The organism is Exobacillus caeni (assembly GCF_005747095.1).
GTDB classification, from domain to species: domain Bacteria; phylum Bacillota; class Bacilli; order Bacillales; family Guptibacillaceae; genus Exobacillus; species Exobacillus caeni.
Genome location: NZ_SWLG01000006.1, coordinates 139,107 through 163,746 on the forward strand (window position 1 = coordinate 139,107; position 24,640 = coordinate 163,746).

Sequence of the window (24,640 nt, forward strand, 5' to 3'; positions counted from 1 at the left end):
TTCTAAAAAGTATATTGTCTTTCGTGCTTTTCACTATTAAAATGTTCTTTAAATTCTAAAAAAACTAAAGGAGGCGAAAGACATGGTGACATTCGTTGCTTCAGTAATCCTACTAATCACTGGTTATATTTTTTATTCAAAGGTGGTCGAACGAATTTTTGGTATTGATGATCATCGTGTAACGCCTGCTTATAGCAAAAATGATGGTATGGACTTTATGCCGATGAACTGGCTAAAGGGAAGTTTAGTACAACTTCTTAATATTGCCGGACTTGGCCCGATTTTTGGTGCAGTCATGGGAGCGCTCTATGGACCGGTAGCGTTTATTTGGATTGTGTTTGGCTCTATATTTGCCGGGGCTGTCCATGATTATTTTTCTGGAATGCTTTCATTAAAGCATCATGGTGAGCAATATCCTTCGATTGTAGGAAGATATCTAGGCAGTGCTGCAAAGACAATTATTAACGTTATTTCCCTTGTCCTAATGATACTCGTTGCTGCGGCTTTTACAGCTGGTCCTGCGCAGTTGATCGCGGAAATAACGCCGTTAGGGTTCATGGCCTCATTGGTCGTTATCTTTATTTACTTTGTCCTTGCAGCTGTTTTGCCGGTGAATAAAGTGATCGGTAAGGTCTATCCTTTGTTTGGGGCTATTTTAATTTTTATGGCTGTTTCGATTGCATTCAGTTTGTTTTTTATGGAACAGCCACTGCCGAATCTTACTTTTTCCAATATGCATCCCGGTGAACTCCCGGTATGGCCTTTATTGATGGTTACAATCTCTTGCGGTGCTATATCTGGATTCCATAGTACACAGAGCCCGATTATCGCAAGAACACTGAAAAAAGAAAGCGATGGGAGGAAAGTGTTTTATGGTGCAATGGTTGCTGAAGGCATTATTGCTCTGATCTGGGCAGCTGCAGGGATGGCATTCTTCGGTGGGCCTGATGGTTTACAGGGAGCGCTGGCAAACGGCGGTCCCGCAGCAGTGGTAAACGAAATCAGCAGTACATTATTAGGAAAACTTGGAGGAGTATTAGCGATTCTTGGAGTAATTGTTTTACCTATCACTACAGGAGATACTGCGTTACGTTCTTCCCGCATGATGCTTGTTGATCTGCTCAACAAATTCATACGGATAGATACAAGCAAAAAAGCTGCTTTTATGACGATTCCGGTAATGGTTCCGACGTTTCTTTTAACACAGCTCGACTACTCATTCTTATGGAGATACGTGGGATGGACAAATCAAGTAGTGGCAACGGTGATGCTGTGGACGGGAGCAATTTATTTATTGAATAATTATAAAAACCACTTCATCTGCAGTGTCCCTGCAACTTTTATGACATTCGCGGTTTCAACTTATATATTTTATGCGCCAGAAGGTCTGCATCTTCCTTATCGGTTATCGGTCGTGTTAGGTTCAAGTTTAGCGGTGGTAGTTTTGGTTGCCTTTAATTTAAAAGTTGTATCAATGAAAAGCCATCAAAAACAAAGGGTTTCTAAAGCAGCTTAATGAAAATTAGCCATTTGCAGTGCCTTTTGGCGGCGATGAGTTGTTAATCACACATATACTTCATAGAAAGGCCGGGAACAGGTTGTTACTTTACTTGTTCCCGGCCTTTTTAAACTTATTGGATTTCATCGCTCGCAGGAGAAGCCTCCACAGCGATTTGGTAGGCGCTAAGGATAGCGTCGATTTTGTCCTGGTCCTCAATTGCAACAAGAAATTGTTCTTCTGCAGTGCCTTCAACTTTCATCACTACAGTTTCGTCTTTATCGGTCAAAAGGGCATAAGTGTGATCATCCATATCAAACAACGCCTCTACGGCAAACTCCTTTGTATTTCCCTGTTCATCCTTAACTGTTACAAAATCCCTTATATTGTTCATGGTACCCTCCCAGTATAAACTTGATCGATAGTTTTTCAGAAGAAAGAGCTTTTTTATGCATTATCATTTTGGAAAAACGAACTGCTTTTGCTCTGAAATGTTAAGATAGGTATAAAACAAAGTTCCGCATATTGATGTAACCTTCGCATGAAGGACACATATGTTTAGAAAATAACTTGACATACGGACGAAGGTGGAGCGAATCATTTGCTGCTTTGCTTCATTTCTTCCAAGATTATTCTGGCTCTTTTTGATTTCATGTTCTCCACTGGACTGGTAAATAAATCTGTTTCAACGGCATATTTTGGCCGCCTCTTTGACTCAACGAAAATTTTGCCGATATATTCCCCTAATAAGCCTATGCTTATTAACTGCAAGCCCCCAAGAAACCAGATCGAAATAATCAATGAAGTCCATCCAGAACTCGTGTATCCGTAAAACTTCTGAATCAGTGCATATCCACCCGCAACCCCGCTTAGCAAAAACAGGATGAACCCTAATATTGTGATAAATCGAATCGGAGCGATGCTAAAAGAGGTAATGCCGTCAAATGCGAACGATAGCATTTTTTTCAATGGGTATTTGGTTTCTCCCGCAAGGCGCTCTTTCCGGTCATAATAGATACAGGCAGATTTAAAACCGATAATCGGGACGATCCCCCGCAAAAAGAGATTAGATTCGGTAAACTTGCTTAATTCTTCAAGTGCCCGTTTACTCATCAAGCGGTAGTCCGCATGGTTTGGAACCAGGGGGATGCCGATACTCGTCATAAATTTGTAAAACCCGGTAGCGGTAGTTCTTTTGAAAAACGTATCGGTAGTCCGTTTTTTTCGTACTCCATACACGATGTCACAGCCGTCAAGATACTTTAAGATAAAATCCTTTATCACAGCTGTATCGTCCTGAAGATCCGCATCGATCGAGATGACGCAATCCGATGTTTTTCTGGCTTTTTCCAGTCCGGCAAGCAATGCTTTTTGATGTCCGACATTCCTTGCTAGCTTTAATCCGGTAACATGAAATTGATTGACATGTCTTTCCCTTATGATCTGCCATGTTCTGTCTTTACTTCCGTCATCCACAAACAATAATCTGCTATGTTTTGAAATTAGCGATTCACTGATCAAATCTTCTAACACATTCGACAGTTGGCAAATCGTTGAGTTGAGGACTTCTTCTTCGTTGTAACATGGAATAACGATTGTCAACAATGGCTGGTTCAAAAGTATCCTCCTCACTGTGAGCGGTTATTTTGCTTTGTACAAATAAATTTTCCAGGCTGAATCAGGATGATTGAACGTGTTTACAAGCATAAGGTCATTTTCTGCAGCATTTAAAATTGGCACAGACGATAATAAATAACGCCCGCCCAAACGTTTAAACGCTGCTGTATTAAGCTGGAGATTATGAATCTTTTTTTTGGAATCCTTTTTGAACTCATATTTTTTCCCCAGTTCATCGACGAAGATATAGCAGCGGCTGCCCCAGTCATCAAAATACCTTTTGAGAATCCCGTTTTTCTCCAGTTCTTTTGCTATTATTTGCCTGAATTGCTTTTTATATGTAAGCGGATAAAAGTTGTTATACGTGTCTAGTGTATAAAAGCCGTTGTACTGGGCGATCGCTGGGTGAAGCCCGATGCTTGCAACCCGGTAGGAACTCTGCGGATCTCCTATAAATTTTTGAATTTCTTTAAACTGCTCCACCGCATAAAATTCCTTGAATGTAGGAGTGTCGAACGTACCGTAACGGATCTCTTCATTGAAAGGCACTAGCACAGCAATCTGTAAAACCACAGCAGCAACAATAAAAGGGCGCCACCTTTTGCCGAGCCGCCAGATAATATAGCAGCCGATAGCAAAGCTTAAGTAAATGACAAGAGGACGCAGAAAATGGAAGCGAGCAAAGTTAAAAGTTCTTAAAATCGCAAACTGAGATTTTAGAGGCTGCCACATTTCATTGAACCATAACGCATACCAGAGAGAGAGGGCATAGTTAAGCATAAACAAAAACAAAAAGGCTTTTGTGAGCTTTGTTTTTTTAATAAAAGGAATGATGAAAAGGCATATCAGCAATAACGGCAAGATCACCACAGTGTGGACGGTCATAACATGGGTATGGCCAATTATAAAATTTTTCAGTGACAACCTTAAGGAATGGGGAAAGTTTTGCCTTGATGAAACAAATTCGCTTCGCTGAGTCAATTCGTGCGGAAACACTAAAGAGTGAACGAGCCGATAATCAGCAAGTGAAAAAACCAAAAACATAAAAACGATACTTACCAGAAACGGCCAGTTCCATTTTCTTTTCATGACCACATCCCACAACCATAACAGGCCTATGCCGACGAAAAAAAAGGCAAACCCGAGTACCAGGCTTGAATAAAGGGGAAGCAATGCAAGAGTAAGCCAATTTTCCCATGAATAATCTCCGTTTCGGATGTTAAGGAATGCCCATAAAGCGAGCGGGAATCCAAGTGTGCTGAGCATTCCAGAAGGCCAAAAAGGTGTAAAAGAGAAGGCGAGAGCAACACCGACGCTTATTATGCTTGCACTCTCGTCTTTAATAAAATGCCATCTTAATAAAAGAAACATCCCAAGAAAAGCACAAAATCTCGTAATCGCCTGGCTTATCGCATATGCAGTCATAGATGGAAAAAAAGCATGCAGAAGAACGATCCCGCTGTACTCGGTCCCATAGGCGTTTCGCGATAAATTTCCGTTGATTACCTGTGGGATCCTGGCATCGATCGGCCCGAACATTTCACCGCTTTCATTGAGAACCTTATACCAGGCAAGATTAGAATCAAGATTGTCATGAACGCGAATGTGAGCATTTTCTCCAAGGATAAATAAAGGGGATACAAAGAATGCAAGGAGAATGGAAGCGATCAGCAAATAGGTTTTTTCTCTGTTTTGTAAATGACCACGCATCCTAACACTTCCCGTTCTTTGTTAATGATATAGACTTCGTTAAAAGAAGGTTTAAAACTTTATATGCCAGCTTTAAGAAACGCCTAAAAAAGATATAAAAGTATTTTAATGGCGAACAACCATCGGTAGACAGTATTGGTTTTTAGGAATGAATTCATTCCTATTTTTATCAGGCTGTTGAAAAATACACCCGGATCAGGACTTCCATAGAAACATATTTGAAATGATGACAAAGCAATGGTTGATTTGTACCGATTTTAATTTCATGTCTTAGAGCGGTTTAAGGAAACATGGAAAAAGGAAGTCTCTACCTATAAACCGAAAAAAGGAGTGGTAATATCAAGGCAGTTACAGTGCAGGGCAGCGAAGAAGTAAAGGTGAAAGATGTTGATGCACCTAAAATCCAAAAAGAAGATGACATGATCGTAAGGATAACGAGCACCGCTATTTGTGGTTCAGACCTACATCTTTACAAAAAGACGATACCGATCCAGGACGATTATATTATCGGCCATGAACCGATGGGAATTGTGGAAGAAGTGGGGCCTGCAGTTACCAAATTGAAAAAAGGCGACCGAGTCGTCATTCCTTTTAATGTTGCCTGCGGGCACTGCTATTATTGTAACCATGACATGGAGAGCCAGTGCGATAATTCAAATCCGCATTTTGACTCTGGTGCTTATTTCGGATATACAAAAAAGTTTGGTAACTATCCAGGGGGACAGGCAGAATATTTACGAGTCCCCTATGCATATTTTTCATCTTTCGTTGTTCCAGAAGATGCTGAACTGGACGATGAACAGGTCCTTTTTTTATCTGATATCATACCAACGGCATACTGGAGTGTAGAGAACAGTGGAGTTAAAAAAGGAGATACAGTTATCGTGCTTGGTTCAGGACCTGTCGGGCTTTTAACCCAAAAGTTCGCATGGATGAAAGGGGCAGAACGTGTTATTTCAGTTGACATGGTTTCATACCGCCTCATGCACGCTAAAAATACGAATAATGTAGAAACCTATAACTTCGAAGAAATGGATGATATTGGTAATTTACTGAAAGAGGAAACGAAGGGCGGAGCAGATGTTGTCATTGACTGTGTCGGTATGGACGGCAAAAAGTCCCCGGTAGAAAAAGTTGAAACTGCTTTAAAAATGCAGGGAGGTACACTAAGTGCGATTGAAACAGCTTCAAAAGCGGTCAGGAAGTTTGGCACTGTTCAGCTCACAGGAGTTTATGGCTTAATGTATAATGCCTTTCCGCTCGGCCAGTTTTTCTCAAGGAACGTAACCTTAAAGATGGGACAGGCTCCTGTCATCCATTATATGCCGAAGCTGTTTGATATGATAAAAAAAGGAGAGTTCGATCCTACTGATATTATCACTCATAAAGTTCCGTTAGAAGATGCGCAAAAAGGATATGAAAAATTTCATGACAGAACAGATAACTGCATTAAAGTAATTTTAAAACCATAGCAATTAACGAACAGAGGCAGACAACACGTTCGGGGAAGTTTCCGCGGTTATTCTGCCTCTTTTCTAAAGGGCCTTTTCGCGTTCTTTGTTGCTTAATAAGTTTCACATTATATGAATGTAACGGCTACTTCTCTTCGACCCGCACCGGTTTCAAAAGGTCTGAAGAAAGGGACAGGGTTTCGACTTCTGAAAAAGCGATCAAGAATTCGTCTGGATTCGCTCCTCTGTTTACGACTGCTCCCCTTCATATTCCACACGTTGACCCATCCAAAACTCCATGGATATCGCTCCTTTTAAATAAAGTGGTTTCTCCAAGTAGTATGTACCAGAACAGAAACTCCTATATGCTAACTTCTTGCAGACTGGTTTCATTTTTTTTAAAGTATAATCAAAGCAAAGAAAAAGACACGGGGGAAACACGATGGACTATTATACAATCGGGCTTGCAGGTCATATTGACCACGGAAAAACCACACTGGTTAAAGCGTTAACAGGGATCGAAACTGATCGTTTAAAAGAAGAAAAAGAACGAAAGATTTCAATAGAGTTAGGTTATGCACCTTTTCATTTATCTGAGGACATGCAAGTATCAGTCATTGATGTTCCGGGACACGAACGGTTTATCAGGCAGATGATTGCAGGTGTTGCAGGAATTGACGCAGTGATCGCAGTAGTAGCTGCAGATGAAGGCGTGATGCCGCAAACAAAAGAGCATCTCGAAATTTTATCGTTATTAGGCGTGGAAAACACTATAATCGCTGTAACGAAAGCTGATATTGTAGACGAAGAACTGTTAGCGCTGGTTAAAGATGATATTCGGCTATTTATAAAAGGGACAGCCTTCGAAAAGGCTGCTATTATTCCAGTTGATAGTGTATCCGGCAAAGGCTTGCCTGAACTAAAAGAAGAGTTGCAGAGCCTCCTGGGTGATGTGAAGAAAAGAAATTCTTCCGGCGCACTTCGCCTTCCGATCGATCAGGTGTTCTCTTTAAAAGGACACGGAACAGTTATAAGGGGAACCATCTATGATGGAATGATTCAAAAAGAAGATACATTGAAGATCTTACCGGAAGGATATAATCCCCGGGTCAGGCAGCTGCAATCACAAAATAAAGTAGTTTCACAAGCAGTTGCAGGCCAACGGGTAGCAGTGAATCTCGCAGGGATCGACAAGCAAGTGCTGCGTAGAGGGCAGGTGGTTGTTGATTCGGATTCCTATGCAGTAACAAATACGATAGATGTTGTAATTAGAGGTACTTCTCTTGTGGAAAGCCCAATCAAACAACGTTCCCCTGTGAAACTCCATATAGGGACTTCTGAGGTGATGGGTAAGATCGTATTTTTCGATCGAAATAAGATGGAAGGCGGAGAAGAAGAGGCAATACTATGCCAGATCAGACTTGAGGAGCCCATTGTAGCAAAGAAAGAAGACCGGTTTATTATAAGGAGGCCATCTCCTGCCGAAACGGTTGCAGGGGGAAGAATCATCAACGTATCGGGACAAAAATACCGTTTTGGAGAGGAGACAATACAAAAATTAAAGCGGATGGAGCAGGGGACTCCTTCTGAGAGAATAACAGCATTAATCAACGAACAAAAAATGATTGCAACCGACATGATTATCAAAGAATTAGGAATAACATCACAAGTGTTGCAGGATCTTTTACAGGAAGAAAAAAGCCCTTTTCTTTCAGTTGGGAAATCGATCACATCGATCGTTCAGGTTGAAAAAATGAAAGGTGAGATAATCGAGCAACTGGAAGAACTTCATCAAGATGCTCCTCTAAAAGAAGGATTATTAAAAGCAGAGCTGGTCCAGTCATTCAGTGGAGGTTACCCTTCCCGGCTTGTGGAGCATACGATTCAGTCGATGTTGGAAGACCGCACCGTTGAACTGCGAGGTGCGTTTATTGCAAAAGAGGGGTTTGTCCCACACCCTCCAAAACAATGGAAAAAACGAATGGAAACTGTACTTTCGATAATAAAACAACAAGGTCTAGAAGTAGCTGCTATTTCAGATTTACTAACCGAACAAAACATTCCTGTACAGCTGCATTCGGATTTTATAAATTACCTTGAAAATCAAAGGCACGCATTTTCCCTTGATGATAAAAACTATGTTCACACACAAAACGTGGAACGTTTAGTGCAAGAATTGAAACAGAACTATCCTGAAGGATTTTCCCTTCAAGAGGCGAAATCTGTCCTTGGTGTTAGCAGAAAATATCTCGTCCCTTTTCTTGAATTGCTGGACCGGCTTGGGTACACAACAAGAGATGCACAGGAAAGAAAATGGAAAAAGAATGCTTGAGTAATTCCTTTAACTAATTAGATTGGCTTTCAGATTAACTTTCTAGACTGAAAAATATAGCATCGTTCATAAAGTTTTCATTGGACATAAACGTATTTAATGGATAAGGCTGCAACATGGAGTTCTATGAAATGCCCTTTTTAAGTGATATAGTAGATAACACCGGAATAGAAGCAAGATCGGAAGGGGTGAACGACGTGAGCCATAAAGTTTCAATCGAGTTTTGCATGCAGTGAAACTATGCACCGAAAGCCGCGAGTTTCGCGGAAGAGCTTTTCAGCCATTTTCGGCATAACATCGCATTAATGGAATTAATTCCTGGCTCCAAAGGGGCTTTTGAAGTTACAGTCAACGGAACGAAAATATATTCTAAGCATGAGACGGGAAGATTTCCTGATACAAAGAAAATTATTGACCAGATTCAACAGGTTGATCGTTAGGGAAGGCATCGAAACCGATGTCTTTTACTAGTTTTTGCCTGCTTTAGCTGGAAAGGAGCCCGAAAATGAAACATTTGCTACGTGAGCTTCCACCCATTCATCAACTTCAATCACAGTTAAATGAAATGCAAGGAATTGAAAAACTGCCGACAGAAGTCATAACAAAAATTTTACAAGAAGAACTGGAAAAGATCAGAACACATATCTTGAAGGGTGAATGGGAAGGTCCAGAGAAAACAAGGGACGAGTTTAAGAAAAGCATGTTGGATACTGCTAAAGAAAAAGCCTTTGCTTTCAATCAGACCCGCTTAAAACAAGTGATCAATGCGACAGGTGTAGTATTACATACCAATTTAGGAAGAGCGAGGCTCGGTAAAGCTGCTGTAAAAAGCCTCATTGCAACAGCTGAATCTTATTCGAATCTGGAATATAAACTAGAAACCGGAGACAGAGGGTCAAGGCACAGCATCATCGAATCGTTGATTTGCGAAGTTGCTGGATCTGAAGCAGCAATGGTCGTTAACAATAATGCGGCTGCTGTATACCTGATACTATCAGCCCTTGCGAAACAGAAAGAAGTTATTGTTTCAAGGGGAGAATTGGTGGAGATAGGAGGCTCGTTCCGAATTTCTTCAATAATGGAAGAGAGTGGTGCATGTCTGGTAGAAGTAGGGACCACAAATAAAACCCACCTGTTTGATTATGAGAGAGCAATAACGGAAGACACTTCCATGGTTATGAAAGTACATCGCAGCAACTTTTCAATTATTGGGTTTACGAAGGAAGTCGGTACAGCAGAGCTGGCTGACCTGAGTTCGCAATATGAAGAAGTACTCTTTTATGAAGATTTAGGGAGCGGGGCTCTTTACGATTTTAAAAGTGCAGGAATCGGAAATGAGCCGGTTGTTTCGGAAGTGATAAAAGCAGGGGCAGATCTTGTCTCATTCAGTGGAGATAAATTGCTTGGCGGACCGCAGGCTGGAATTATTGCAGGTAGGAGATCGCTGATAGAGCGATTGAAAAAGCACCAGCTCGCCAGGGTCCTGAGAGTTGATAAGTTCACCTTATCTGCCCTTGAAGCTACTTTGAAGGAATATGTTAAAGGATCAGCTGCAGAAGAGATACCGACCGTCCGGGATATTTTAGCATCTGAAGAAGCGATAAAACAAAGGGCCGGCTGCTTTGTTGAAGAGCTTAAGTCGTTGAACAAAGATATAGAGGTAAGTTTAGGCCAGGAGGATTCTAAAGTTGGCGGAGGAACGATGCCGGATGTAAGACTGCCTACTTTTGTTGTAGAGATCAAACATAGTGCCATTTCTTCAAAGCAGCTTGCAGATCGATTACGTAAAAGGCCGGTTCCGATCATTTGCAGAATAAAGGATGAAAAAGCGTTGTTTGATCTAAGGACTGTAAATGAAGAAGAAACAGGTGAAATAATCACAGCGTTAAAAGAAATATTGTAGGGGCTGACTCAAAAGCAAAGTGTCAGGCACCTCCAACACAGTATCCAGGGGAACATTGGTACAAGTTCCCCTGGATACTGTGTTAAACGGAGAGAGCCAGACACTTATGGGACAGTCTTTTTTAATGCCCTTCCCCGTGATTTTGCCTGGAATGGTTTTGGTTTTTCACCTTTTTGGAACCGCTCAGCGGCTCAGGCTGTGAACCACCGTTTCTCGATGCGTTTCTACGAATATCCTTTGCATTGTGCTTTTCAGTCATAGAGAAACCTCCTCAGGGGTCTGACCCCTCTAAATTTGTGGATATGATTGCATAGGAATATTATTTCCTGATTTTGCGGAAAATATGGATACATTTTTTAACCGGGAGGAATAAATTATGCCGTACCATAAGGACAAACAACAGGCGTTTCAGGCTGCACAGCAAGGGTATGCACAGGTCACGGATGCAAAAAATAATCTAGTGAAAACTAGCAGTAATTACGGATCAGAACTTAAGCATCTTCAAAAAGAGGTGGGGGAAGCGGTAATGCAAATTGAAAATGCACTTGAAGTTGCTTCAGAGCATCAAAGGGAACAGCTAGAACAATTTCAGCAGGATCTTTCCGCTATCCAGAAGGAGATAATAGAATAATCAAAAAAGCCCGCCACTGGGCTTTTTTCTTCGAAAGAAATTATAGCTCTTTATCATAGAACAGGTTAGACGCCAGTAAAAAAGTTAAGATTAAAGATATTGTCTTATAAGTCGCCGAGTTTTATTTATCCTGTAAAATGGTGATAAGAAATTCTTATAGTACTTGATAACGTTCTTGTTATTTACTTATGAATAGGAATCGAATAAGATAAGTAAGGGAAGTTGGAAATGATATAAAAAAATAAGGAGTATCATTTTCGACAAATTTTCATTTTTAAGGTATTATGGATAGTTGAGGAGGGGAACTACATATGGCAAATACAAATGTTAATAATGATGTTTACAACGCTAAGAAGTCATTCGAAGCGAATGGTAAAACATATCACTATTTTAACCTGAAAGCACTGGAAGATGCCGGTCTTGGCGATGTTACAAAATTGCCTTACACAATTAAGGTTCTTCTTGAATCTGTGCTGCGTCAATACGACGGAAAAGTAATCACAAAAGAACACATTGAAAACCTTGCGAAATGGGGAACAAAAGAGCTTAAAGACATCGATGTTCCATTCAAGCCATCTCGTGTTATCCTTCAGGACTTCACAGGGGTTCCTGCAGTGGTTGATCTTGCTTCCTTACGTAAAGCAATGGCAGACATGGGCGGAAATCCTGATAAAATTAATCCTGAAATTCCAGTTGACCTTGTTATCGACCACTCTGTACAGGTTGATAAGTATGCATCAGATGATGCGCTTGAGTTCAACATGAACAAAGAATTCGAACGTAACATGGAACGTTACAAGTTCTTGAGCTGGGCACAAAAAGCATTTGAAAACTATCGTGCAGTGCCGCCTGCGACTGGTATCGTCCACCAGGTTAACCTTGAGTACATCGCGAATGTTGTTCAGGAAAACGAAGAAGATGGTGAGCTTGTAGCTTACCCGGATACTCTATTCGGAACTGACTCCCATACGACAATGATTAACGGTCTTGGTGTTCTAGGATGGGGAGTTGGAGGTATCGAAGCAGAAGCAGGAATGCTTGGCCAGCCTTCGTACTTCCCTGTACCAGAGGTTATCGGTGTTAAACTGACTGGCGAATTAAAGCCGGGTACAACTGCAACTGATCTTGCACTGAAAGTAACGCAAGTATTGCGTCAAAAGAAAGTTGTAGGCAAGTTTGTTGAATTCTTTGGTCCAGGGCTTTCTACAATGCCTCTAGCTGACCGGGCAACAGTCGCGAACATGGCACCTGAGCAAGGATCGACTTGTAGCTTCTTCCCGGTAGATGAAGAAGCGCTTAACTATATGCGCTTAACTGGCCGTCCGGAAGAACAAATCGAGCTTGTTGAAGAATATTGCAAAGCGAATGGATTATTCTACACTCCAGAACATGAAGATCCAAACTTTACAAGCGTTGTTGAAATCGACCTTGGTGATGTTGAACCGAGTCTTTCCGGTCCTAAACGTCCTCAAGATTTGATCCCTCTATCTCTTATGAAAGAGGAATTTAACAAAGCGCTTGTAGCTCCAGCTGGAAACCAGGGCTTCGGGCTTGGTCCGGATGAAATTAAAAAAGAAGCGACAGTGAACTTTAAAAACGGAGAAGACGTTAAGATGAAAACAGGTGCAGTTGCAATCGCTGCGATAACTAGCTGTACAAATACATCTAACCCTTCCGTAATGCTTGGTGCTGGCCTTGTGGCTAAAAAAGCTGCTGAGCTTGGACTTGAAGTTCCTGCCTATGTAAAGACATCTCTTGCACCAGGTTCAAAGGTTGTAACAGAATACCTTGAAAAATCTAACTTGATGCCTTACCTTGATAAATTAGGATTTAACCTTGTTGGTTACGGATGTACAACATGTATTGGTAACTCCGGACCGTTGAAAGAAGAGATCGAAGACGCAATCGCTGAATCTGATCTAACTGTTACTTCTGTTCTTTCCGGTAACCGTAACTTTGAAGGCCGTATCCATCCGCTTGTGAAAGCAAACTATCTTGCTTCACCTCCGCTTGTTGTTGCGTATGCACTTGCTGGAACGGTTGACTTTGATTTCGAAAAAGATTCACTCGGAAAAGACAAAGACGGCAATGATGTTTACTTGAAGGACATCTGGCCTTCTCTTGAAGAAGTGAAAGAGGTTGTTTCAGAAACTGTAACACCAGAAATGTTTAAAGAGCAATACGAAAATGTTTTCCATCAAAACGAAAGATGGAATGAGCTTGAGACAACTGACGAAGATCTTTATAACTGGGATGATGAATCTACTTACATTCAAAATCCTCCGTTCTTCGAAAACCTATCCAAGGATCCAGAAGAAATCCATGCGCTTAACAGCTTAAGAGCGATTGCGAAATTCGGAGATTCCGTAACGACTGACCACATTTCTCCGGCTGGTGCGATCGCGAAAGATATGCCAGCAGGCAAATACCTACAGGACAAAGGTGTACGTCCGATCGACTTTAACTCTTATGGTTCCCGTCGTGGTAACCATGAAGTTATGATGCGCGGTACGTTCGCAAACATCCGTATCCGTAACCAGATCGCTCCTGGGACTGAAGGCGGATGGACAACATACTGGCCAACAGAAGAAGTTATGCCTATCTATGATGCGGCAATGAAGTATAAAGAAGAGAATACTGGCCTTGTAGTTCTTGCTGGTAAAGACTACGGTATGGGGAGCTCTCGTGACTGGGCTGCCAAAGGTACGAACCTTCTTGGTATCAAGACAGTCATCGCTGAAAGCTATGAGCGTATCCACCGCAGTAACCTTGTGTTGATGGGTGTGCTTCCGCTTCAATTTAAAGAAGGCGAAAATGCTGAAACATTAGGATTGACTGGAAAAGAAACATTCGCAGTTGAGCTTGACGAAAACGTGAAGCCTCGCCAGGAACTAAAAGTAACAGCAACTTCTCCAGAAGGAAAAGAAACAACATTCACTGTCCTGGCCCGTTTTGACAGTGAAGTCGAAATTGATTACTACCGTCACGGCGGTATTCTGCAAATGGTACTTCGAAACAAGCTTGAGAAGTAATCGTTATATTTAAAAAGGCAGCTCTTTCGGGAGCTGCCTTTTTAAAGCCTTTTCTAAATTTCACATACCGTATTGGGATTAAAATCAAGTAATAATGAGGATTATAAAAAGTCGGGTAATTTGAATAATTATTCCACTTATTGGCGATAATACTTAACAAGATAACCAACTTATTGTAAAGGAGTAAGTAAATGAGGAAAAAGAAAAAACTGTCGTTCAAAGAATTGATAATGGAAAACAAGCGTGAGTTGTTGAGTGACAGAAAAGCCATGGAACGGATAGAAGAACGTTTTGAAGAGAAGCATGCGAAAAATTTGTAAGGAAGGATACGGGACTTAGATTCCCGTATCTTTTTTTCGTAAAGGAAATAAATTACATTTTAGCAAAAAAAGAACCACGCAGTGTGAAATTGAGCAACTACTGACTTCTTTTCTTCTTCCCCTAACGGCTTGCAGAATGGCGTTCGAATGGAAAAAGGTTGTAATGGTAAATCTATAGTGGAAGGAGGGGAAAGAATGAGTAATCCAAAACGCGATCCGCAGCCTTTTTCACCGGATCATCTAGGAGATAGAGATCCACAGGCTCCTGGAAATAAAGGGAAAAAGATGGCTGACAAAACAAATGAAGAACCCGATTACGTACCGCCAAAAGGAAAATAAATAACAAAAACCAGAAAGACTGCAGTTCTTTCTGGTTTTTGTTATTTCATAGTAAAAAATGACAAAAGGAGAAAACGTCGAAAACGATGTTTAGGTATCGAAAATATATAGATAGGAAAAGAGCGGGGGGATTTACATATGAGTATTACAGCTAAATTAGAGCCTTTACCATATTCGGATAATTTAGAAGATGAGGAAGGACAACTATATAGAAATCTAGAAATTAAAATGCAGCAAATGGGATATCTCGTACCATATCGTGAAGAATTAAATTGGAAGGAAAATATACAAAATATTGACCTTGGCGATCAACATGCACTACTTGGCTTAAAAAAAGCAGCTGCAAAAAATGATCGTGTTTTATTGTTTTATGCAAAGCTTTTAAAAGGGACGGTTTATCAAAATATTATATTGCATCCAAACAATGAAGGAATTTATTTACCCTTTCACTTTGAAAAACCGTTTACTTTGAATATCAAAGGGAAAAAGCTCTGGATCGGATCATCGTCTCGATTAAGTGAAGAGCTTTCGTGGCTGAAAATGTCGATAGAACAAGAAAACCACAGTAAAGAGGTCATTTCCTATTGGAAAAACCTTAGAAAAGCCGCAGAGGTTAGTGTAGAAAATGTTAGCCCAATTGTAATAAGGAAGTCCTGATGTTTTGAAAGAAGGTAATTCTAATAAACAACAGTTACCGGTCCATAGGTGAATCGCTTTATAAAACAAATGGTATATTTTAGAAATAAATGTTCTGGTTATCGGAATAGGAAGCGAAGATTTCTCACACACTACAAAAGTCAGCAAAAAGCTGAAGTAATGTTACAGGAGGAATGAAAATGCCAGTACCGAAGCCTGATGATAGAAGAGACAATAAAGAAAAGCTTCAAGAAATGGTCCAGAATACGATCGAAAATATCCATGAGTCTGAGAATTCTCTTCCGTTGACAGATAGCAAGGAGCAACAACATATGATTCAAGAAAAAAATAAGCGGCGAGAACAAAGTATAGATGCGATGAGAAGTGAAATAAAAGATGAAACAAACGTTTCAAAATAATTGATTTTTATAAGTGGCTTAGTATGCAAATGGCATCTAAGTCACTTTTTGTTAAAAGAGCAAGTAAAATAGATTAGAAAACAAATTATGATACAATAAAGATAGGTAATAATTAATGGAGTGAAGGCAAAAATGACAATTGTTCGAACAAAAGTTAACGTAAGATATGCAGAAACAGACCAAATGGGTGTTGTATACCACGCCAATTATCTTGTTTGGTTTGAACTTGGCAGAACTGAATTAATAAACAGCCTGGGTTTCAATTATGCAGAAATGGAAGAGCAGGGCGTCCTTTCCCCTGTTACCGACGTGGAGTTAAAATATATCAAACCATTGAGGTATGGCCAGACTGCTACGGTAAAAACATGGGTCGAAAAATATGATGGACTCCGGGTTATCTATGCATATGAAATTTATAACCAGGAGGAAGAGCTTTCTGTCACTGGGAAGTCCACTCATATTTGTGTAAGGAAGGAAACCTTTAAACCGATTTCCATTCGAAGAACCTTCCCTGATTGGCATGAAGCATACTTGAATGCGGCAGAACAGTAAAAGGAGATAGATATGGCATTTGGAATTTCCAGAAGTGAGTTAAAAGCTTGGAAAAGAAAAGTTTTAAATGGGGAAGTTGCTTTTGTAACCCATTACTGGTATGATCCGCATCGTCCTGAAATAAGAACTGTAACGAAAGCAGGATGCAGCGATCTTAATCGTCTGTTTGAGTGGGGAGAACAACATGGATTGAAAAAAGAATGGATCCATGACAGGGTGCGCTATCCGCATTTTGACCTTATCGGACAGCAGCAGGCTTCCATTCTAAAAGCTGAGGGACAGTGGGAACAAATTAGGAGATTTAACCTGGAGGGAAATGATTAAGAAGCAGAACGGGGTATTTTCCGCTCTGCTATCAGCAAACTTCATTCTAGGATAAAGCTGATTTCATCTTGCTTACGGCTGAATTTTACGGTTAGATTTCCATCCTTGAAATACCATAAGTCTTTTTCTTCTACAAAAAACTCAATTCCGTCTACTGTTTCGCTGGCAGCTATTTCTTCAGGCTTTTCTTTGTTTACTCCGAGTGAAAAGCCTTCCTGTACCGTGCTGTAACCTCCATAACGGACAAAGAATCGTATACTGTCCCCTTCTTCAGCGTCCATTTCATTTTTAAACCAATTTAAAGCTGGCTGTGTTACTTTAATATCCATTAGGATTCCTCCTTAGTATATGCAAAAAGTAAGAAAGTCATCTTATTCATTATAAGGAAACAGTAGGTCACATGGCAAAGAAATAAAGCTAAAAAAAGAAAATATCGGGTAACTATAGAATAAAAGATCAACTTCTCATAAAATACAAAAGAGATTACCTTAATGGAGGTGGCATCATGAGAAAAAGAGTTGGATTTACAAGCCTCCTGTTATTCATTTTATTGTTCTCAATATTCGGTTATCGCTCTTTAATGGAACATAGGGAAACTCGTATCATGATGTTGAAAAATGCAATGATTCAAAATACTCCCGAAGAACAAAAAAAAGAAGTAACTGCTTTTAAGCCTCAGGAACCAGATGCAACTGAGAACAAAGAGAAGACAAATAAAAATGATGGAACAAAAAATAAAGATGAAGCAGATTTTAATAATAATCAAAAAGCGAGAATCGAAGAAAAAGAACGTGAAGTGCAGGAGAAGCTAATCGAATATGATACGAAATATGTTGGACTTGGAGATTCTCTGACAGTCGGGATAGGAGATGCTGAAGAAAAAGGTTATATAGGGATGGTGAAAGATGGGATAGAACGAAAAGATAACATTGTTATTGATCTGAAAAATTATGCTGACAGAGGTGACCGGACGACCCAGTTGATGAAAATATTAAAGAAAGAAAAAGTCCAGCAATCTGTTAGGGATGCAGATGTTATATTCCTTACGATCGGCGGAAATGATCTAATGAAAGTTGCGAGGGACCACTTTCTTTCTCTTGATCAGAAGTATTTTGACGAAGAGCGAATCACTTATCAAAAACGGCTGGAAAAGATACTATTAACTATCCGTACTTTGAATCCCGATTGTGATATTTATTATATCGGCCTTTTTAATCCTTTTTTAAAGTATTTTGAAAATGTAGTAGAGATCGATGCGATATTACAACACTGGAACGAAGGAAGCAAACAAGTGATCGAACGGTTCCCTAACGTTTATTTCGTTCCAGTCTATCCATTGTTTAACCAGGTAGATGAAGACCTTTTCTTTAAAGACAACTTTCATCCTAATGCAAAAGGCTATCACCTAATTGCAAATCAAGTGCTTGCAGAAATGGAAAAACATAAAGACGAGGAGACATCAAGTGATTAACGATGATATAAGTAAAAGGAAAAGATTGGCATATGTTTTCAATTACTAAGAATGCAGAGGATAGACTTACAAGTATGCTGTCAGGCTATATAGATGATGAAACGGAATATGTTCGACTTTTGTTGGCTGTTGGCTGAGGAGAACCGTCTTTCAGCCTGTCTCTGGAAGAGGCAGCACGTCCTGCGGATCATGTAATCGAATTAAAGGCTATAAAACTTATTATCAGCTATAAAGACAAAAAGCTTTTAAAAGATGTCACCCTAGATTTTAATCCAGTTGCACATACGTTTGATTTTATAGGTTTTTCTCCTAAAGATTGCTCATAGAAGCTCCCTTCCAGGGGGCTTTTTTTTATTGGCTATCCTTATCTGAGAGGTTGGGAAACCCCAAAAGAAAAAAGCCTTTAAATATACAAAATTCGCTATATATTTCCCAATACAAAGAATATTCTGAATATGATATCGTTTTAGTACACCTTAGATGAGAGGAGGAAAATACTTTAAAGTGTCCTATATGAGAAAATTGGAAATTAAAATTAAATAAAATAACAATCATTTATTTTAAAAGGGAGAGAGAATATGAAAAAGAAACAAATACTTGCACTGGGTCTTTCTGTAGGATTAGCAACAGGTGTGTTCGCCCAGGATGCAATGGCAGCCAAAAATGTCATGTCTACTTATAAATACAATGAGATGGTTAAATCACCTGAATTTGTTGCTGGAAAACTAACAACCCCTTCCAATGCCTCTGCAGAAAAAATAGTCTTTAACTATTTTAATAGTAATAAAGACAAGTATAAAATAGGTGAAAAGGCAGCTAAGGAGTCCTTTAAAGTTCTAGATGTAACAAAAGACAAACTCGGAATCACATCCGTCAGGCTTCAACAGGTCTATAACGGTGTGCCTGTCTGGGGGTCTACTCAGGTTGCAACCGTAAACGAAGAAGGCGTTCTTACAGTAGTTTCCGGTACAGTCCAGCCAAATCTTGAGCAGGAAAAAGGATTAAAAGGGGCAAGGCAAATCAGTCCTAAGAAAGCAGTGGATGTAGCTCTTGGGGACCTGGGATTTGATCCAATGCTTGAAAAGAGTGCAAAAGGCGAACTGGTAGTTTTAACAAAAGGTGATTCTGCTCGTTATGCATATCTGGTAAACTTGAATTTCTTATCTCCTGAACCAGGAAACTGGAATTATTTTATCGATAGTAAAACCGGAGAGATCCTGGATAAATATAATGATATGGATACCGTATCAGGAACAGATCAGGTTGGCTCTGGAACGGGTGTACTCGGAGATACGAAATCTTTGAACACAACACTTTCTGGCGGAACCTATTATTTGCAGGATAACACAAGAGGAAACGGCATACTTACATACGATGCACAGAATCGTAATCAGCAATTCTTCTTGCCTGGTAGCCTTTGGGCTGATTCGGACAACCTGTTGAATGAAAGCAATGCTGCAGCGGCAGTTGATGCACACTATAATGCCGGAGTAGTATATGACTATTATTTAAGCACGTTTAACCGGAATTCCTATGATAATAATGGAGCAACAATTAAATCATCTGTGCACTTCGATAGAAAGTATAACAATGCATTCTGGAACGGCCAGCAGATGGTATATGGAGATGGGGACGGAAGAACGTTTATCCCGTTATCAGGAGGGCTTGATGTTGTAGCCCATGAATTGACTCATGCTGTGACAGACACTAGCTCGGATCTAGTCTATCAAAATGAATCAGGAGCGTTAAATGAAGCGTTATCCGATGTTTTTGGGACACTTGCAGAGTATTACAACGGTGTTAACCCGGATTTTGAGATTGGAGAAGATATTTATACACCTAATACTTCAGGGGACGCTCTTCGTTCGATGAGTGATCCGACGAAATATGGTGATCCAGACCATTATTCCAAGCGTTATACTGGTACAAATGATAATGGCGGCGTCCATACTAACAGCGGCATTATTAACAAAGCTGCCTATTTGCTTAGTGAAGGCGGTACTCATTATGGTGTGACGGTTCCAGGGATCGGGAGAGAGAAGATGGGTGATGTGTATTACCGGATGAATACTGTTTATTTAACAGCCTCCGCTACATTCAGCCAGGCGCGTGCCGCGGCTGTTCAAGCAGCAACTGACCTTTATGGAGCAGGCTCCACTGAAGTGAATTCTGTTAATAAATCTTTCGATGCAGTCGGCATTAACTAAAACTAATCAGCTTTTCTAATATTGGTAAACAATCAAAAACTCCTTAAGATGGCCCCAATAAACCGGGGTCATCTTTTTTGTGAGATATAATCCTTGCCCTTCTATAAACGTTTGCCTTATCATTTTGTTAGGGTGCTAATAGATTATAGAAAAGGAAAATTTTATGAAAAAAGCGTATATTATAACGTTATCTGTACTGCTCTTACTATTAGGTGGAACCTATCTATTTCTTTCCTTAAAACCCTCATCCGTGTTAATGGTATCCGAGATTACGCCTTTAGAAAGGGAAAACCTAGAGGGACTATTTCCGCCTTTGCCTCATGAGTATAAAATTGTAGGTCTAGGAGATTCCTTAACAAAGGGTGTTGGTGATGAGAATAGTGAAGGGTATATCGGATATGTAGCAGATCATTATTTTAAGGATTCGCTCCATGGGGAACCTATTTTAAAGAATTTTGCAGTTACCGGGAACAAAACCGATGATCTACTAAAGAGGCTACAAGCTAAAAAGGTACAAAAAGAGGTGAAAGAGGCCGATTTTATTTTCATAACAATCGGTGGCAATGACCTTATGGGAGTGGTGAAAAATAATTTTCTAAACCTTGACAGAGATCTATTTACATTGCAGAAGAAAGTTTACCTTGAGAATCTTGAAAAGGCTTTAACAGATATAAGAGATATGAACGCTGAAGTGCCAGTTTATCTTGTCGGGGTGTTCAATCCCTTTTCAAAGGTTTTTGGAGAGATTCCTGAAATAAATGATATCGTAAATGAATGGAATGCGGGAAGTAAACAGGTAACCGGGGAATTTGAGAACGTGAATTTTGTTCCTATTTACGATTTATTTGAAGAAAGTGAAATAAATCTTTTGTATGACGATGCCTTTCATCCCAACGGAGCTGGATATGAACGGATAGGAGAAAGAGTGATTGAGCATTTAGAAGAAAAAGAGTTGGCCAGACATTAAGATTATTTTCCTAAAAGACAGGGAAAAAGGAAATAGACCATGGACGGGAAGGAGGAGTAAAGATGGATGAGTTGATAAAAAAATATGAAACGGCGATGGAAGAACTGGAGGAAAGCTATGGTGTTGAAGGAGTGATTACAGAAGATACCAGGATGGTGTTTATTCTTGAGTCACCCCATACAGCTGAGGTGAAAAACAATATTCCTGTAGCGGGTTCTTCTGGTGCAACGATGACAAGGAACTTGTTTGAAGATAATATTAATGAGCCTCTTGGTTTGTTAATAAAAAAGCATTTAAAAGAAAGTAAGGAACTTCCAAGGCTTGAAAAAATAGGGTTATTAAACGTATCAAACATACCACTGCAAAAAAGGCCGTATAAAAAAGAAGACCTGACCGGAACTAAGTTAGAGCTCCTTGAGCAGTTTGAAAAGGTGAGAAAAAACAACCAAAAAGATTCTTTTAAGGAATCGGATCTTGAAGCCGCCCAGGAACTGCTTCTTAAGAAGTTTCGAAATAGGCTAAACAATTTTACTGACCGCTCTCTTATACTTGTTCCCTGTGGCCGATTTGCACAAAAATTCTTTCGTATCGCAAATGTAACGGCAGACGGTTGGAGAGTAATTGAAGAAGTTCCGCATCCGTCCTATAACTCCTGGAGCAGGGATAGATATAAAGACCAGATCGAGGAAGTAAGAAGGGCATTAAAATCAGCGTGACCGATCTAAGAAAGTTTCATAAATTATTAACAAGTTTATAAAAAAGCAAAAAACGGCCAGGTACAGCAACCCTGGCTGTTTTTTTTTGAGATAAAACGGGCGAGAGGGGAAAAGCGAAAGATTCGAAAATTTCGTAATATTTAGACAAGCAATCCTATAAAATTATAACAAAAATGGGAGGTGATTGAAATGACAAAATGGTTAATGATCGGTATCACTTTGATTACAATATCGACAAACTCTGTTTTTCTTCCGAGTGTTACACTTTCAGATCACTCTGTTCGGTTAGCGCAAGATGAAGATTTACCATGGTGCCACTAGTTGAAAAAAAGAAAAGGAGAAAGCATACGGTGATCAATTTTATAAAATTTCTTATTTACAGGATGGACAGCCATTAACCTTTACGGAAGGAGTGATGGAGATGGAGGGAATTACTATCTTTTTAACAACAGGTCTCTTCCTTTTGTCCTTGCTAAACTTTATCATCATATTAATAGAAAAGACGAAGAAATGAAAAGATTGAGATATTAACAGATCCTTATGATTTGTTGTTCATCCTGTTTTAACTTTCCATTACCTTGAAAGTATTTTAGATAACATAAGAGGGCTCTGTATTATATTTCGAAATTACCTTGCGTACATGGTTGGTGAATAGTTCGTTTCCTTCAAGTTCAAAGATAGCCAGGGCTTTCTTAAGATAGAGAAGAGAATCTTCAAAGCGGTTCATTTTGATTAAGTTCTTCCCCGTTTGATAGCATAGTTCTCCATATAAGTACCACACCTGCCTGGTTGAACAAAGTAACATACCTTCTTTCGCAATAAAGATTGATTTCTCGTACGAATTCATCAGAGTCAGCAACTTGGAATAGTTATAATAAAGGCGAATTTCGATCAATGGATTCTTGATAATCGGGAAAAATCTGACATGATAAAATCCTCGTTTAAAGTAGACGGCAGCCTGCTTATATTCTTTTTCTTCCGCATGAATGATTCCTATGCTGATTAAAATTTCGATCTCTCGTTCTGAGAAGTTCTTTCCGGTAGTTGCAGTCAATTCAAGTGACTCATTTAGCAAAGCGAGTGACAACGCTTTGTCATGCTTTAAATAATATGCACAAATCCCCTTGTGCCATTGAAAAAACTGCTTGTTCTTTCGAGAATGGAAAAGGGGATTTTTTTCCTCTGCTTTTATAATTTCTGCAACCATGTTATATTCTCTTTGTTTAATGTTTTTTCTGATTTGAAAAAAGACCTCTTGTACATAGTCAAGTCTTGGGCAGTCTGTCATGTCAAAAAAGTAATTAATGTCTACACCTAGACGGCTTGCGATTTTATACAGGATATCTGCGGTAGGAGAGACCTGATCGTTTTCAATCTGGCTTATAAGGGATTGTGTGCATATACCATTTGCAAGCTCTGACTGTGAGATTCCGAGAAAAGAACGCAACTCTCTAATGCTTTTCCCAACTTTCACATGCTCCATGTTGTTCCCCCCAATATCTGTTAAAAATAGATATTTTCAAAAAAATAACAGAAAACAGGGAACGATAACAGAGTCGTTATTCCCGTAATTATTTTATTTTTTGAAGTAACAGGATTTTAGCCTGCATCTATTTAACTAATAAGTTTCCAACATGCACTTTTGCGGTACATTTTTCATAAACAGAAACAAACATTCGATCTTACCTCATCACATTTTCTCCAGAAATTTTAACAGATTCTCCAACAATATTTACCGCTGCATCAGTCAATAAAAATGCTATTGTATTTGCTACTTCTTCTGGATTGGTTATTTTTCCCGATGGAATACCGTCTTTCGCAAGCTCATATTCTTCCTGAAAAGAACGATCGTTTCGAAGTGCTTTTTTGTTTATCGCATTTTTCGCCATCTCTGTTTCAACATAGCCAGGACAAACGGCGTTTACACGAATGTTGGATTCTATTGCTTCCAAAGCTAAGGACTGGGTAAACCCGATAAGCGCGAACTTTGAAGCACTGTATGCACTGTTGCCATATGTACCTCGTAACCCTGAAAGGGAAGAAACGTTAACGATTGCTCCTTTTTGTGATTGGATCATTCCTTGATAAATCTGTTGGGTTAATAGGACGGTAGCAGTATAATTCACTTCCATTATTTCCTGTAGATCTTTTGGAGTCAGTCTGTCTACTGTATCCCCGCCTGAAATACCAGCTGCATTGACGAGGCAGGTAATAACCCCATTACGTGAGGATGCCTGTCCTACTAGAACGTCACGTTCTTCTGCTTTCAATATATCCGCAGCCACCACACAGATCCTGTCTTTCGTTGCATAGGATGAAAGCTCCTGTTCCAGTTCCGTTAATTTTTTCCGGTTCCTTCCGGTTACCGTTACCGAAGCTCCCATTTTTAAAACGGTTATAGCGGTCGCGCGTCCAATCCCGCCTGTTGCCCCTGTTATCAATACATGCTCTTCCTGGAGTGCAGCAGATGAAAAGATACCCATGGTTAGCCTCCTATATTTCTATTCTATTACCC

Annotated in this window: 24 protein-coding genes and 1 pseudogene; 18 read left to right on the top strand and 7 right to left on the bottom strand. The window is 39.8% G+C overall.

Going from position 1 to position 24,640, the window contains the following annotated elements; genetic code table 11:
- The first annotated feature begins 82 nt into the window (after window positions 1-82).
- Complete coding sequence (locus FCL54_RS09815; RefSeq protein ID WP_138125857.1) at window positions 83-1,516, top strand: carbon starvation CstA family protein; 1,434 nt, start codon at window positions 83-85, stop codon at window positions 1,514-1,516.
- A gap of 115 nt (window positions 1,517-1,631) precedes the next feature.
- On the opposite strand, the gene FCL54_RS09820 is transcribed toward FCL54_RS09815, so the two are convergent.
- From FCL54_RS09820 to FCL54_RS09830, 3 genes are all read right to left on the bottom strand, one after another.
- A complete protein-coding gene (locus FCL54_RS09820; RefSeq protein ID WP_138125859.1) occupies window positions 1,632-1,892 on the bottom strand; it encodes a DUF1292 domain-containing protein in 261 nt (86 codons plus the stop codon).
- 203 nt (window positions 1,893-2,095) lie between these two features.
- Window positions 2,096-3,121: a glycosyltransferase family 2 protein gene (locus FCL54_RS09825; protein WP_138126237.1), complete on the bottom strand. Its 1,026-nt coding sequence runs from the start codon at window positions 3,119-3,121 to the stop codon at window positions 2,096-2,098.
- An 18-nt stretch (window positions 3,122-3,139) separates the two neighbouring features.
- Complete coding sequence (locus FCL54_RS09830) at window positions 3,140-4,825, bottom strand: DUF6044 family protein (RefSeq protein WP_138125861.1); 1,686 nt, start codon at window positions 4,823-4,825, stop codon at window positions 3,140-3,142.
- Window positions 4,826-5,163: 338 nt separating this feature from the next.
- Here FCL54_RS09830 and FCL54_RS09835 point away from each other — a divergent pair, with 338 nt between their 5' ends.
- From FCL54_RS09835 to selA, 4 genes and pseudogenes are all read left to right on the top strand, one after another.
- The gene (locus tag FCL54_RS09835) at window positions 5,164-6,297 is read left to right on the top strand and encodes a zinc-dependent alcohol dehydrogenase (protein ID WP_138125863.1); all 1,134 of its coding nucleotides are present in this window, start codon (window positions 5,164-5,166) and stop codon (window positions 6,295-6,297) included.
- A 421-nt stretch (window positions 6,298-6,718) separates the two neighbouring features.
- A complete protein-coding gene (selB, locus tag FCL54_RS09840; protein ID WP_138125865.1) occupies window positions 6,719-8,608 on the top strand; it encodes a selenocysteine-specific translation elongation factor in 1,890 nt (629 codons plus the stop codon).
- Window positions 8,609-8,856: 248 nt separating this feature from the next.
- Window positions 8,857-9,048: pseudogene (locus FCL54_RS24595) on the top strand (Rdx family protein); the annotation flags it as partial.
- A 65-nt stretch (window positions 9,049-9,113) separates the two neighbouring features.
- Window positions 9,114-10,511: an L-seryl-tRNA(Sec) selenium transferase gene (selA, locus tag FCL54_RS09850; RefSeq protein ID WP_138125869.1), complete on the top strand. Its 1,398-nt coding sequence runs from the start codon at window positions 9,114-9,116 to the stop codon at window positions 10,509-10,511.
- A 121-nt stretch (window positions 10,512-10,632) separates the two neighbouring features.
- Here selA and FCL54_RS09855 read toward each other — a convergent pair whose 3' ends face one another.
- The gene (locus FCL54_RS09855) at window positions 10,633-10,770 is read right to left on the bottom strand and encodes a small acid-soluble spore protein P (protein ID WP_138125871.1); all 138 of its coding nucleotides are present in this window, start codon (window positions 10,768-10,770) and stop codon (window positions 10,633-10,635) included.
- A gap of 117 nt (window positions 10,771-10,887) precedes the next feature.
- Between FCL54_RS09855 and FCL54_RS09860 the strand changes: the two genes are divergently transcribed.
- The 8 genes from FCL54_RS09860 to FCL54_RS09895 all read left to right on the top strand — a co-directional run bounded on the left by FCL54_RS09860 (window position 10,888) and on the right by FCL54_RS09895 (window position 16,764).
- Window positions 10,888-11,142, top strand: coding sequence for a hypothetical protein (locus FCL54_RS09860; RefSeq protein WP_138125873.1), 255 nt, complete (start codon window positions 10,888-10,890; stop codon window positions 11,140-11,142).
- A gap of 311 nt (window positions 11,143-11,453) precedes the next feature.
- Window positions 11,454-14,174 (top strand): aconitate hydratase AcnA, encoded by a 2,721-nt coding sequence (gene acnA / locus FCL54_RS09865; protein ID WP_138125875.1) that lies wholly within the window; start codon window positions 11,454-11,456, stop codon window positions 14,172-14,174.
- Between the two features lie 191 nt (window positions 14,175-14,365).
- Window positions 14,366-14,494: an FbpB family small basic protein gene (locus FCL54_RS09870; RefSeq protein ID WP_138125876.1), complete on the top strand. Its 129-nt coding sequence runs from the start codon at window positions 14,366-14,368 to the stop codon at window positions 14,492-14,494.
- 195 nt (window positions 14,495-14,689) lie between these two features.
- Window positions 14,690-14,833 carry an acid-soluble spore protein N gene (sspN, locus tag FCL54_RS09875; protein WP_138125878.1) on the top strand — a complete coding sequence of 48 codons (144 nt, stop codon included), beginning with the start codon at window positions 14,690-14,692 and terminating at the stop codon, window positions 14,831-14,833.
- Between the two features lie 138 nt (window positions 14,834-14,971).
- Complete coding sequence (locus FCL54_RS09880) at window positions 14,972-15,490, top strand: hypothetical protein (protein WP_138125880.1); 519 nt, start codon at window positions 14,972-14,974, stop codon at window positions 15,488-15,490.
- A gap of 179 nt (window positions 15,491-15,669) precedes the next feature.
- The gene (gene tlp, locus FCL54_RS09885) at window positions 15,670-15,888 is read left to right on the top strand and encodes a small acid-soluble spore protein Tlp (RefSeq protein ID WP_138125882.1); all 219 of its coding nucleotides are present in this window, start codon (window positions 15,670-15,672) and stop codon (window positions 15,886-15,888) included.
- A gap of 132 nt (window positions 15,889-16,020) precedes the next feature.
- On the top strand, window positions 16,021-16,440 hold the full coding sequence (locus FCL54_RS09890; RefSeq protein ID WP_138125884.1) for an acyl-CoA thioesterase: 420 nt from the start codon (window positions 16,021-16,023) through the stop codon (window positions 16,438-16,440).
- 12 nt (window positions 16,441-16,452) lie between these two features.
- Window positions 16,453-16,764 (top strand): hypothetical protein, encoded by a 312-nt coding sequence (locus tag FCL54_RS09895; protein WP_138125886.1) that lies wholly within the window; start codon window positions 16,453-16,455, stop codon window positions 16,762-16,764.
- Window positions 16,765-16,805: 41 nt separating this feature from the next.
- Here FCL54_RS09895 and FCL54_RS09900 read toward each other — a convergent pair whose 3' ends face one another.
- On the bottom strand, window positions 16,806-17,093 hold the full coding sequence (locus FCL54_RS09900) for a HesB/YadR/YfhF family protein (RefSeq protein WP_138125888.1): 288 nt from the start codon (window positions 17,091-17,093) through the stop codon (window positions 16,806-16,808).
- Window positions 17,094-17,269: 176 nt separating this feature from the next.
- Here FCL54_RS09900 and FCL54_RS09905 point away from each other — a divergent pair, with 176 nt between their 5' ends.
- The 5 genes from FCL54_RS09905 to FCL54_RS24600 all read left to right on the top strand — a co-directional run bounded on the left by FCL54_RS09905 (window position 17,270) and on the right by FCL54_RS24600 (window position 22,446).
- Window positions 17,270-18,235 (top strand): SGNH/GDSL hydrolase family protein, encoded by a 966-nt coding sequence (locus tag FCL54_RS09905; RefSeq protein ID WP_138125890.1) that lies wholly within the window; start codon window positions 17,270-17,272, stop codon window positions 18,233-18,235.
- Between the two features lie 578 nt (window positions 18,236-18,813).
- Window positions 18,814-20,442 (top strand): M4 family metallopeptidase, encoded by a 1,629-nt coding sequence (locus FCL54_RS09910; RefSeq protein ID WP_138125892.1) that lies wholly within the window; start codon window positions 18,814-18,816, stop codon window positions 20,440-20,442.
- 163 nt (window positions 20,443-20,605) lie between these two features.
- The gene (locus FCL54_RS09915; protein ID WP_138125894.1) at window positions 20,606-21,409 is read left to right on the top strand and encodes an SGNH/GDSL hydrolase family protein; all 804 of its coding nucleotides are present in this window, start codon (window positions 20,606-20,608) and stop codon (window positions 21,407-21,409) included.
- Window positions 21,410-21,471: 62 nt separating this feature from the next.
- Window positions 21,472-22,125, top strand: coding sequence for a uracil-DNA glycosylase family protein (locus FCL54_RS09920; protein WP_138125896.1), 654 nt, complete (start codon window positions 21,472-21,474; stop codon window positions 22,123-22,125).
- Between the two features lie 189 nt (window positions 22,126-22,314).
- The gene (locus FCL54_RS24600) at window positions 22,315-22,446 is read left to right on the top strand and encodes a hypothetical protein (protein WP_281281362.1); all 132 of its coding nucleotides are present in this window, start codon (window positions 22,315-22,317) and stop codon (window positions 22,444-22,446) included.
- A gap of 268 nt (window positions 22,447-22,714) precedes the next feature.
- Here the strand turns inward: FCL54_RS24600 and FCL54_RS09925 are convergent, their stop codons facing one another.
- Together FCL54_RS09925 and FCL54_RS09930 are read right to left on the bottom strand one after the other, a co-directional pair.
- On the bottom strand, window positions 22,715-23,608 hold the full coding sequence (locus FCL54_RS09925) for a helix-turn-helix domain-containing protein (protein ID WP_138125898.1): 894 nt from the start codon (window positions 23,606-23,608) through the stop codon (window positions 22,715-22,717).
- A gap of 199 nt (window positions 23,609-23,807) precedes the next feature.
- Entirely contained in the window at window positions 23,808-24,608 is an 801-nt protein-coding gene (locus FCL54_RS09930) for an SDR family NAD(P)-dependent oxidoreductase (RefSeq protein ID WP_138125900.1), read from the bottom strand.
- Between the last annotated feature and the right edge of the window lie 32 nt (window positions 24,609-24,640).